Raw genomic sequence first — 10344 nt, forward strand, 5'->3', positions numbered from 1 at the left:
TGCGGTGCTTGCACACAGTGCACATGTCTTGTGATGCTATGACCGCTTTTGACGGATGAGTTGACCGATGTAGACCGATGAAGAGGTGGCGTTGACCGTGTCGGCCAGTACCGCGCCGCCCCAGGAAGAGGCGCCCGCCCAGACCCCGGCGCCCGCCGCCCCCCAGCGCAGCCGCGGCGCCGACACCCGGGCGCTCACCCAGGTGCTCTTCGCCCAGCTCAAGGAGGTCCAGCCGGGCACGCCGGAGCACAACCGGGTACGCGGGGCGCTCATCGAGGCCAACCTCCCGCTCGTGCGCTACGCGGCCGCCCGCTTCCGCTCCCGCAACGAGCCGATGGAGGACGTGATCCAGGTCGGCACGATCGGGCTCATCAACGCGATCGACCGTTTCGACCCGGACCGGGGCGTGCAGTTCCCGACGTTCGCGATGCCGACCGTCATCGGCGAGATCAAGCGGTACTTCCGCGACAACGTGCGGACCGTCCACGTGCCCCGTCGGCTCCACGAGCTGTGGGTGCAGGTCAACGGCGCCACCGAGGACCTGACGACCGCCTTCGGGCGCACCCCGACCACCGCCGAGATCGCCGAGCGGCTGCGCATCGGCGAGGACGAGGTGCTGTCCTGCATCGAGGCCGGGCGCTCGTACCACGCGACCTCGCTGGAGGCCGCCCAGGAGGGCGACGGGCTCCCCGGACTGCTGGACCGGCTCGGCTACGAGGACCCAGCGCTGGACGGTGTGGAGCACCGCGACCTCGTACGGCATCTGCTGGTCCAACTGCCGGAACGCGAACAGCGAATCCTTCTGCTGCGCTACTACAGCAATCTCACCCAGTCGCAAATCAGCGCGGAACTCGGTGTCTCCCAGATGCATGTCTCGCGGCTACTCGCGCGTAGCTTCCAGCGGCTGCGATCCGCCAATCGGATCGATGCATAAGAGGCGCACGGGGGCGCGTTCCGGAACGCTCCAGTTCGCAAGCAGGATCGAGGCGTAACCGGCACGAGCGAATCGCTCACCAGGCCCGTTCCCGACACTTCTGCGCCGAAAAACCGTCAGACCCCCTTTATCCAGGGCGGATTCACCTCTCACGTGTCGACATGTCACTACAGCGTGTTGCCGACATGTGACATTCTTCCGGCAGAGCGTTTGCCGGGGCTTCGGCTCCGGTATTCAGGTGAAGGCTGATGTTCCTCGATGGAGCGTTCGCCGCGACCGTCCCGCGACCCAAAGGGGGTGGCATGTCCGCAGACCAGGGCAGCTCGAAGGTGCTCACGCTCATCAAGAGCGAGGCTGCGCCCGCGCTCGACGACAACCCGGCTGTCGAGGCCGCCGTAGAGGCTCCGGCCCTGCCGGTGACCTCGGGTGCCCTCGACACCCGCACCCTGTCCCGCTCCCTCTTCCTGCGGCTCGCCGCCCTCGACGAGAACAGCCCCGAGCGTGTGTACGTCCGGGACACCCTCATCGAGCTCAACCTCCCACTCGTGCGCTACGCGGCGGCCCGCTTCCGCTCGCGCAACGAGCCGATGGAGGACATCGTCCAGGTCGGCACCATCGGCCTGATCAAGGCGATCGACCGCTTCGACTGCGAACGCGGCGTGGAGTTCCCGACGTTCGCGATGCCGACGGTCGTGGGCGAGATCAAACGGTTCTTCCGGGACACGTCCTGGTCGGTGCGCGTCCCGCGCCGGCTGCAGGAGCTGCGCCTGGCCCTCACCAAGGCCAGCGACGAGCTCTCGCAGAAGCTGGACCGCTCCCCGACCGTCGCCGAACTCGCCGTGGTGCTGGGCGTGTCGGAGGAGGACGTCGTCGACGGCCTCGCAGTCGGCAACGCGTACACGGCCTCCTCGCTGGACTCCCCGGCCCCGGAGGACGACGGCGGCGAGGGTTCCCTGGCCGACCGGCTCGGCTACGAGGACACGGCTCTCGAAGGCGTCGAGTACCGCGAGTCCCTCAAGCCCCTGCTCGCCAAACTCCCGCCCCGCGAGCGCCAGATCATCATGCTGCGCTTCTTCGCCAACATGACCCAGTCGCAGATCGGCGAGGAGGTCGGCATCTCCCAGATGCATGTCTCCCGGCTGCTGACGAGGACGCTGGCGCAGCTGCGCGAGGGCCTGATCTCGGACTGACGGTCCAGGATTGGCGGAAGTTCCGCAGGGGACTTCCTTACTGACGGAGTGTCAGCCACACTGGCGCGATGCTTCGGGCGACGACATGGACACATGGCCGTCGGGGCGCCTTGATCGGCGCGTCGGCGGCCGTCGCCTGTCTGGGCGCGGCCCTGGCCGGCTGCGGGAGCGGCGGCGGTGACGGGTATGTCGCGGTCGGGGCGGCGGGCGGTACGAAACCCGCGGTGTCCGCCGAACCGACGGGCGGTGTGCGGGTCGTGCCGTTGGACGGGTCCGACTCACCGGGGACGGAGGGGAGTTCGGAGACGAGTGCTCCGGGCCGGTCCTCGGTATCGGGCACGCCGGTAAGTCCGGAGGCCAAGGCCGTCCCGGGGGCTTCGGACGCTCCGAGCAGTCCCGCCACTGCGGCCGAGGGCGCCAAGCCCGGTCGTACGCCCACGAGTTCACCGGCCGGCCCGAGCCCTACGGCATCGGCGGCCGCTCCCGCCGCCCTGACCGTGAGCGATCCGGCGCGGGAGGCCACCGATCAGCGCTGGTGCGAGAAGGTGACCCTGGTCCTCCGCAACTCCGGCGGCAGTGCGGTGCGTTCGGGCACCGTGACCTTCGGGACGCACATCATCGGCGCGCTCGGGATCGACTGGGGGACCGTCGAGTCGGCCGTGGCGCTTCCGGCGCCGATCGGGGCCGGGACGCGCAAGGAGAAGACCTGGACGGTGTGCGTCGACGCGTGGCGGGTGCCGCTCGGGATGCACATCGAGACGCGGGACGTGTCCGTCCAGTGGAAGTAGCGCCGCCGGTCAGCTGAGCGCCAGCCAGGCCACCGCCGCGACGATCGCCACGGCGACGACGACGCCGATGATCAGACCGAGGCGGGGGCCGGAGGCGGCGGCCGCCTGCTGCGCGCCCTGCGGGGCCTCGTCGACGAAGGCGCGGAACATCTGGGTGTTGCCGGCGGGGTCGTGGTTGCCCTGGGGGCCCTGGGTGTTAGCCATGCACCGAGACACTAGCGAATGAGCGGGGGCTGCCCAAGTGCGGGGCCGCGCCGTGGAGGTGCGGGGTTGTTGCCGGGTGCGGCGCCGTTGTGGCTGGTCGCGCAGTTCCCCGCGCCCCTGAGGTGGGTGCGGTCACCCTTCCTTGGCCGTCACCTGCCTGTTTACGCTCGCAATACTTGCCTTTGCCAAGTTTTTATGTCGTACTCACGCCGTTTTATTTGCCTGTAGCAACCAACAGCTCTTATGGTTGCCCCAAGCAACGAATACAGGAGGTGTGATGGCCGAGCAGGCGCAGTACGAGGAGCTGATGCGTCAGTTCAGTGCCTTCGGAGCCGTGAAGCGGGAGATGGGGCGGATCCTGCCGTCCGACTGTCCCGCCGGTTCCGCCGCCGTGCTGACGCTGCTCGCCCGTCATGGGGACATGCGCATGAGCAAGCTCTCGGAGCTGCTCGCCGTGGACATGTCGGTGACCAGCCGGCATGCGGCGCATCTCGCCGAGCGGGGCTGGATCGACCGGTCCCCCGACCCGGCGGACAAGCGCTCCCGCATCCTGCACCTCACCCCCGCGGGTCTGGCCCAGCTGGAAAGGCTGTCGCGGCGGACCTGCGAGCTGCTCGCCGAGCGGCTCGGCGACTGGAGCGACGAAGAGGTGGCCCAGCTGACCGGCCTCATGGCCCGGCTCAGGGCCAGCTTCGACGACTGCCGTACCGCCGCCCCTCGCGTATTCGAAGAGATCACCCGTACACCCGCAAACACATAAGCAAAGGAAGCCCATGGCAACGACCACACCAGCCGGTGTGCGGGCTCACGCCAAGCACGGGGGAGGCGCGGAGCACGCCCCCATGACCCACCGGCAGATCATGGAGGCCCTCTCCGGGCTGCTGCTCGGGATGTTCGTGGCGATCCTGTCGTCCACGATCGTCTCGAACGCCCTCCCGGAGATCATCGGCGACCTCGGCGGCGGCCAGTCCGCCTACACCTGGGTCGTCACCGCCGCCCTGCTGTCCATGACCGCGGCCACGCCCCTGTGGGGCAAGCTGTCGGACCTCTACAGCAAGAAGGCGCTCGTCCAGATAGCGCTCGTCATCTACGTGCTGGGCTCAGCCGCGGCCGGACTCTCCCAGAACGCCGGCACGCTGATCGCCTTCCGTGTCGTCCAGGGCATCGGCGTCGGCGGTCTGTCCGCCCTGGCGCAGATCGTGATGGCCGCGATGATCTCCCCGCGTGAGCGCGGGCGTTACTCCGGCTACCTGGGCGCGACCTTCGCCGTCGCCACCGTCGGCGGTCCGCTGCTCGGCGGTGTCATCACCGACACCTCGTGGCTCGGCTGGCGCTGGTGCTTCTACGTCGGTGTGCCGTTCGCGGTCATCGCGCTGATCGTGCTCCAGAAGACCCTGCACCTGCCCGTCGTGAAGCGGGATGTGAAGGTCGACTGGTCCGGCGCGTTCTTCATCTCCGCGGCCGTCTCGCTGCTGCTGGTCTGGGTCACCTTCGCCGGTGACAAGTACGACTGGATCTCCTGGCAGACGTACGCGATGGTCGGCGGCTCGATCGCGCTCGGCCTGATCTTCGTGCTCGTCGAGTCGAGGGCCAGCGAGCCGATCATCCCGCTGCGGCTGTTCCGCAACCGCACCATCACCCTGTCGTCGACCGCCTCGATGTTCGTGGGCGTCGCGATGTTCTCCGGCACGGTCTTCTTCAGCCAGTACTTCCAGCTGGCCCGCGACAAGTCCCCCACGATGTCGGGCGTCATGACGATCCCGATGATCGCCGGTCTGTTCATCTCCTCGACCGTCTCCGGGCAGCTCATCACCCGCACCGGCAAGTGGAAGGCCTGGCTGGTCAGCGGTGGCGTGCTCGTCACGGCCGGTCTCGGTCTGCTGGGCACCATCCGGTACGACACGGAGTACTGGAAGGCCGCGGTCTTCATGGCCCTGCTGGGTCTCGGCATCGGCATGATGATGCAGAACCTGGTCCTGTGCACCCAGAACCAGGTCGAGCCCTCCGACCTCGGCGCCGCCAGCTCCACGGTCACCTTCTTCCGGTCCCTCGGCGGTGCGATGGGCGTCTCGGCGCTCGGTGCCGTCATGGCCCACCGGATCACCGACTACGCCAAGGACGGCATCGCCGACCTCGGCCCCAAGTACGCCTCCCTCGCCTCCGGTTCGAGCTCCACCGGCGAGATCCCGGACATGGACAAGCTGCCCGCGCCGCTGCGCACGGTCATGGAGAGCGCGTACGGCCACGGCATCGCGGACGTGTTCCTGATCGCGGCGGCTCTGGCGGCGGTCGCCTTCCTGATCACGCTGTTCATCAAGGAGGTTCCGTTGCGGACGAAGGGTGCGCTGGCGCAGGAGGCCGCTCCTTCCGAGGAGACAGTGGCCGAGGCTCCGGCCGCTTCCGAGGAGCGCGTCCCCAGCTGGGCCGTCACCTCCGAGACACAGCCCGCCGCCGACGGCACGCAGAAGCTCGCCGCGGTCGCCACCCTCGAAGCTCCCCCGGCCTCCTCCGGCGGCGGCATCCCGGTCCGCGGCTACGTCCGCGGCGCCGAGAGCGCACCCGTCCCGCAGGCCGCGGTCACGCTGATCTCCCTCGCGGGACGGCAGCTGGGCCGGTCGGTGACGCAGGCGGACGGTTCGTACGGCGTGGACGCGCCGAGCGTGGGGTCGTACGTCCTGATCGCCTCCGCCGACGGCTTCCAGCCGCAGGCGTCCACGGTCGTCGTCAACGGTGAGCCGGTGGCGTACGACGTCCTGCTCAGCGGGACGAGCGGGCTGAGTGGTGTCGTGCGGGCCATGGACAGCGCGCTGCCGGTCAAGGACGCGATGGTGATCGTGACCGATGTCCGCGGTGATCTGCTGGCCACCGGGACCACCGGTGAGCAGGGCGAGTTCGGCTTCGCCGAGCTGGTGCCGGGTGCGGTGACCATCGCCGTGAACGCCGCCGGGTACCGGCCGCGCGCACTGCCCGTCGAGGTCGGCGGCACGGGCGTCACCCGGATCGAGGTCGAGCTGGAGTCCGGGGCCCAGCTCCAGGGCGTCGTACGGGCTCCGCACGGACCGCTGGCCGACGCGCGGGTCACGCTCGTCGACGCGGCCGGCAATGTCGTGGGGACCGCGACGACCGGGTCGGACGGGGCGTACGCCTTCACCGACCTGGACGGCGGCGACTACACGGTCATCGCCACGGGCTACCCGCCGGTGGCGACGGCCCTCACGGTGGGCGGTCGCGGAACCGACGGCCATGACATCGAACTCGCCCACCCCGGCGAGTAGGGCCCAGGTGAGCGGGGTCCGGCACGCGGTGAACACACGTCCGGGCCCCGCGCCCCCAAGGCCGGGACGACCCGGCATCGAAAACCCCGGCCCGTGGCGGGTGGGCGCGCGCTCCGAGCGGAGGTGCGTGCCCCGCCGCGGGCCGGTCGCATTCTTGAAGGAGTACGTGAGATGGGACTGACCGCGAGGATCCGTACGCGGGACGGATGGGCCGTGTCGCACGCGGTCGTCACGCTGACCGACATGACCGGCTCGCAGGTGCTGCGGGTCGAGGCCGACATCGAGGGCGCGGTACGGGATGTCAACCCGCTGCCGCCCGGGGCGTACACCGTCATCGTCACCGCCGTCGGATACGCGCCCGCCGCCGCCAGTGCGATCGTCACCGCGAGCGGCCGCGCCGAGGTCGGCACGGTGACGCTGGCGCGGCAGGGCGGGACCGAGCTGCCGCCGCCGGGGCCGTGGACCGTGGACCCGGCGCACTCCACGGTGGGCGCGGTGGCCCAGCATCTGGGGATCTCCAGCGTGCACGGGCGGTTCACCGAGTTCGCCGCGTCGATCGAGGTCGCGCCGGACGACGTCACCAAGTCCCGGGTGGAGGCGGTGATCCGGGCCGACTCCATCGACACGGGGAACGCGATGCGGGACGGGCACCTGAAGTCGGCGGACTTCCTGGACGTCGAGCGGTTTCCCGAGATCACGTACCGGTCTTCGGGGCTTTCCGTGGCCGGGTCGGACCGCTGGACCGTGCACGGTGAGCTGTCGCTGCACGGGGTCGTACGGCCCGTCGACCTCGACCTCGCGTATCTGGGGACGGGTTCCGATCCGTGGGGCGGGACTCGGGCGGCCTTCCGCGCCACGGCTCAGCTGCGGCGCGAGGACTTCGCCATGAACTACAACCAGGTGGTGCAGGCGGGGATCGCGGCCATCGGTACGACGCTGAAAGTGGAGTTGGATGTTCAGGCGGTACAGGGGGATTCGCTGCCGCAGGCCTAGGCTGGCGTCATGGCACCGAACATCGCGACGAACACCACCGTCTCTCTTGATGACCTGCTGGACTTCGTACGGCCCCGGCACCGGGCCCTTCTGCTGACCCGCCGGGCCGATGGGAGCCCGCAGGCGTCACCGCTGACCTGCGGGGTCGACGACTCGGGGCGGATCGTGATGTCCACCTATCCCGAGCGTGCCAAGACGCGGAACGCCAAGCGGGACGAGCGGGTCAGTGTCGTCGTGCTGAGCGACGACTGGAACGGGCCGTGGGTGCAGGTCGATGGCACGGCGGAGGTCATCGACTCGCCCGAGTCCGTCGAGCCGCTCGTGGAGTACTTCCGGAACATCTCGGGTGAGCACCCGGACTGGGACGAGTATCGGGAGGCGATGGTGAAGCAGGGGAAGTCGATCATTCGGGTCACGCCGGTGAAGTGGGGACCGGTTGCCACCGGCGGGTTTCCTGCGCGGGTGGCTTCGCCGGGCGCGTGAGAGCTCGGGGGGTTCGGTGAGTGTGCGAGTGCCGGTTGTTCGTGGTTTCTCGCGCAGTTCCCCGCGCCCCTAGGTTGCTCATCCATCCCCCCTTTTCACCATCGCCTCGATCCCGGCCACCAAGAGGTCCAGGGCGAAATCGAAGTCTCGTTCCCACATTTCCTCGACCGTGTCGCCGCCTCGGGCCGCCATGATGTCCTCGGACTGTTTGACGACCTCGGCGGCGGCCGGGGCCTGGGTCACTGTGCTCATGGCGTGCCGGAAGTACTCGTCCGGGGTCATGCCGACGTCGGTGGAGCGGGCGATGAAGTGGCCCTCGATCGTGCCGAAGCCGTACACGAACTGGAAGACGGCGGAGATGGCGGCGGCCAGGCCGTGGGCGGGCAGGCCGGTGCGGCGGATGACGTGCTGGATGACCCGGGCGAACTCCAGGTAGTGGGGACCGATGTTGAGGAAGGTCCCGCTCAGCGGGGAGACCCAGGGGTGGCCGACCAGGAGGGCGCGGTAGCCGCGGGCCAGCGTGCGCAGTTGGTCGCGCCAGTCCTCGTCGGCCTCCAGGTCGGGCAGGGTCAGTTCGCCGCAGACCGCGTCGAGGGCGAGTTCGAGGAGGTCGTCCTTGGTGTCGACGTACCAATAGACGGACATCGCGGTGACGTTGAGCTCGCTCGCGAGCCGCCGCATGGAGAACTTGGCCAGTCCCTCGGCGTCCAGGAGCCGGACGGTGACCGTGGTGATGCGCTCACGGTCGAGCCCGGAGGGGTGCCCACCACCACGGGTGCCACGCCGAGCCTTGTCCTCCAGCCACACGCTGGTCCGCTCCGCACGATGGCCTGCCTTCACCATGGCGCACCTTCCTGGTCTTGCAATTGTGGATCAGCTTAGGCGCCCCGCCCCCGAGCTCTTAGGCGACCTCTTCCCGCTCAGCCCGCCGCAGCAACGCCCCCGCGACCAACCCACCCAACAGCACAGCCACCGCTCCCACCAACAAACTGGTCTCCAGCCCCGAGGAGTAGGCGTCCGTGATACGCGCCTTCTCGGAATCCGACCCCGCCGCCGCCAACGCCGCCGGCAGAGAACTCGCCGCCACCGGAATCAGCGCCGCGAACCGAGAGCTCAACACCGCGCCCAGCACGGCCACCCCCAGCCCCTGTCCGAACTCCGCCACCGTCCCGTTGATCCCCGCCCCGATCCCCGCCTTCTCCGGCGGAATGGAGCTCATGATCGCGTGCGCCATCGCCGGATTGGCGACCGCGGCGCCCGCACCGATCAGCAGCAGCCCCAGCAGCGTCCCGGTGTAACCGCCGGAGGCAACCGTCGCGATGGACACCAGGCCGCCCGACATCAGCACCATGCCCAGCCCGATCGCGGCCGGATTCCCCAGCTTGGTCGCCCACTTGGCGGCCACCCCGGAGAAGTTGAGGGCCACGATCGTGAGGGCGAGCGGGGCCGTGCGCAGACCGGCCTCCAAGGGGCCGTAGCCGAGGACGAACTGCATGTGCTGGGTGAGCAGGAAGAGCGAGCCGCCCATGCCGAAGGTGATCAGCACCGCGCCCGCGATGGCGCCGGTGAAGCGGCGGTTCCTGAAGAAGTGCAGGTCGAGCATGGGGTACTCGATGCGGCTCTCCCAGTACGCGAACCCGGCGAGCACCACGACCGCGACGGTCGCCGACGTCAGCACCCGGCCGGACGTCCAGCCGTGCTCGGGGCCGGAGATGATCGCGAACACCAGGGAGGCCATGCCTATGGTCGACAGGAGGGCGCCGAGGAGGTCGGGGCGGTCGCCGCGCGGGTTCTTCGACTCGGGGACCAGCGTGATGGCGGCCACGAGACCGACCGCCGCGACCGGGAGGTTGACCAGGAAGATCGCGCCCCACCAGAAGTGGTCCAGCATGAAGCCGCCGAGCAGCGGGCCGCAGGCGAAGCCGAGCGCGTTGACCGCCGCCCAGATACCGATCGCCTTGGCGTGCTCCTCGGGCGCGAAGATCTGCATCACCACCGCGAGGGTCGTGGTCAGCAGCAGCGCGCCGCCCACGCCCATCCCGGCCCGCGCGGCGATCAACTGACCCGTGCTGTCGGCCAGTCCGGCCGTCAGCGAGCCGGCGCCGAACAGGGTCAGGCCCGCGATCAGCATCTTCTTGCGGCCGTAGCGGTCGGCGGCGCTGCCCGCGGTGAGCAGGAGGCCGGACTGCACCAGGGAGTACGCGTTGATCATCCACTGGATGTCCGAGGTGGCCGCGCCCAGCTCCTCGGTGAGGGAGGGGATCGCGACGTTCAGGACGGTGTTGTCGAGGACGACGGTGAGCTGGGCGAGACAGATGACGCCGAGGATGAGCCAGCGCTGGGGGTGGCCCTGGGAGACGGTGACGGGTGCGGGAGCGGGAGCGGACATGTTGTACACCGTAGAACAGTTCCTATACGGCGTACAACGCGATTTCTCGCCGTACGACAAGGAGGGCGGTGACCGTGGATGGTCACCG

At 69.5% G+C, this 10344-nt stretch carries 10 protein-coding genes; 7 read left to right on the top strand and 3 right to left on the bottom strand.

Annotated elements, in window-relative coordinates; all coding sequences use genetic code 11:
* Positions 1-85 precede the first annotated feature (85 nt).
* From OHU89_RS24485 to OHU89_RS24495, 3 genes are all read left to right on the top strand, one after another.
* Entirely contained in the window at positions 86-934 is an 849-nt protein-coding gene (locus tag OHU89_RS24485) for an RNA polymerase sigma factor SigF (RefSeq protein ID WP_267015472.1), read from the top strand.
* 302 nt (positions 935-1236) lie between these two features.
* Complete coding sequence (locus OHU89_RS24490) at positions 1237-2124, top strand: RNA polymerase sigma factor SigF (protein ID WP_046260673.1); 888 nt, start codon at positions 1237-1239, stop codon at positions 2122-2124.
* A gap of 68 nt (positions 2125-2192) precedes the next feature.
* Positions 2193-2912, top strand: a complete 720-nt coding sequence (locus OHU89_RS24495) for a hypothetical protein (protein ID WP_405645843.1) — start codon at positions 2193-2195, stop codon at positions 2910-2912.
* Between the two features lie 9 nt (positions 2913-2921).
* Here OHU89_RS24495 and OHU89_RS24500 read toward each other — a convergent pair whose 3' ends face one another.
* Complete coding sequence (locus tag OHU89_RS24500) at positions 2922-3116, bottom strand: hypothetical protein (protein ID WP_405645845.1); 195 nt, start codon at positions 3114-3116, stop codon at positions 2922-2924.
* Between the two features lie 277 nt (positions 3117-3393).
* Between OHU89_RS24500 and OHU89_RS24505 the strand changes: the two genes are divergently transcribed.
* The 4 genes from OHU89_RS24505 (at position 3394) to OHU89_RS24520 (ending at position 7867) form a co-directional block, all read left to right on the top strand.
* A complete protein-coding gene (locus tag OHU89_RS24505; RefSeq protein WP_405645847.1) occupies positions 3394-3876 on the top strand; it encodes a MarR family winged helix-turn-helix transcriptional regulator in 483 nt (160 codons plus the stop codon).
* Between the two features lie 13 nt (positions 3877-3889).
* The gene (locus OHU89_RS24510) at positions 3890-6391 is read left to right on the top strand and encodes an MFS transporter (protein ID WP_405645848.1); all 2502 of its coding nucleotides are present in this window, start codon (positions 3890-3892) and stop codon (positions 6389-6391) included.
* Between the two features lie 171 nt (positions 6392-6562).
* Positions 6563-7384 carry a YceI family protein gene (locus OHU89_RS24515; RefSeq protein WP_405645850.1) on the top strand — a complete coding sequence of 274 codons (822 nt, stop codon included), beginning with the start codon at positions 6563-6565 and terminating at the stop codon, positions 7382-7384.
* 9 nt (positions 7385-7393) lie between these two features.
* On the top strand, positions 7394-7867 hold the full coding sequence (locus tag OHU89_RS24520) for a PPOX class F420-dependent oxidoreductase (RefSeq protein ID WP_266890320.1): 474 nt from the start codon (positions 7394-7396) through the stop codon (positions 7865-7867).
* A 78-nt stretch (positions 7868-7945) separates the two neighbouring features.
* On the opposite strand, the gene OHU89_RS24525 is transcribed toward OHU89_RS24520, so the two are convergent.
* Positions 7946-8710, bottom strand: a complete 765-nt coding sequence (locus OHU89_RS24525) for a TetR/AcrR family transcriptional regulator (RefSeq protein ID WP_405645851.1) — start codon at positions 8708-8710, stop codon at positions 7946-7948.
* A gap of 58 nt (positions 8711-8768) precedes the next feature.
* Entirely contained in the window at positions 8769-10256 is a 1488-nt protein-coding gene (locus OHU89_RS24530) for an MFS transporter (protein ID WP_405645853.1), read from the bottom strand.
* Positions 10257-10344 lie beyond the last annotated feature (88 nt).

The sequence above is a fragment of the Streptomyces sp. NBC_00019 genome (genome assembly GCF_045041015.1).
Taxonomy (GTDB): domain Bacteria; phylum Actinomycetota; class Actinomycetes; order Streptomycetales; family Streptomycetaceae; genus Streptomyces.

Bases quoted from the DNA above. Each gene is read 5' to 3' on its own strand.
- OHU89_RS24530 (WP_405645853.1), bottom strand. From the start codon at position 10,256: ATGTCCGCTCCCGCTCCCGCACCCGTCACCGTCTCCCAGGGCCACCCC.
- OHU89_RS24520 (WP_266890320.1), top strand. From the start codon at position 7,394: ATGGCACCGAACATCGCGACGAACACCACCGTCTCTCTTGATGACCTG.
- OHU89_RS24525 (WP_405645851.1), bottom strand. From the start codon at position 8,710: ATGGTGAAGGCAGGCCATCGTGCGGAGCGGACCAGCGTGTGGCTGGAG.
- OHU89_RS24510 (WP_405645848.1), top strand. From the start codon at position 3,890: ATGGCAACGACCACACCAGCCGGTGTGCGGGCTCACGCCAAGCACGGG.
- OHU89_RS24505 (WP_405645847.1), top strand. From the start codon at position 3,394: ATGGCCGAGCAGGCGCAGTACGAGGAGCTGATGCGTCAGTTCAGTGCC.
- OHU89_RS24495 (WP_405645843.1), top strand. From the start codon at position 2,193: ATGCTTCGGGCGACGACATGGACACATGGCCGTCGGGGCGCCTTGATC.
- OHU89_RS24500 (WP_405645845.1), bottom strand. From the start codon at position 3,116: ATGGCTAACACCCAGGGCCCCCAGGGCAACCACGACCCCGCCGGCAAC.
- OHU89_RS24515 (WP_405645850.1), top strand. From the start codon at position 6,563: ATGGGACTGACCGCGAGGATCCGTACGCGGGACGGATGGGCCGTGTCG.
- OHU89_RS24490 (WP_046260673.1), top strand. From the start codon at position 1,237: ATGTCCGCAGACCAGGGCAGCTCGAAGGTGCTCACGCTCATCAAGAGC.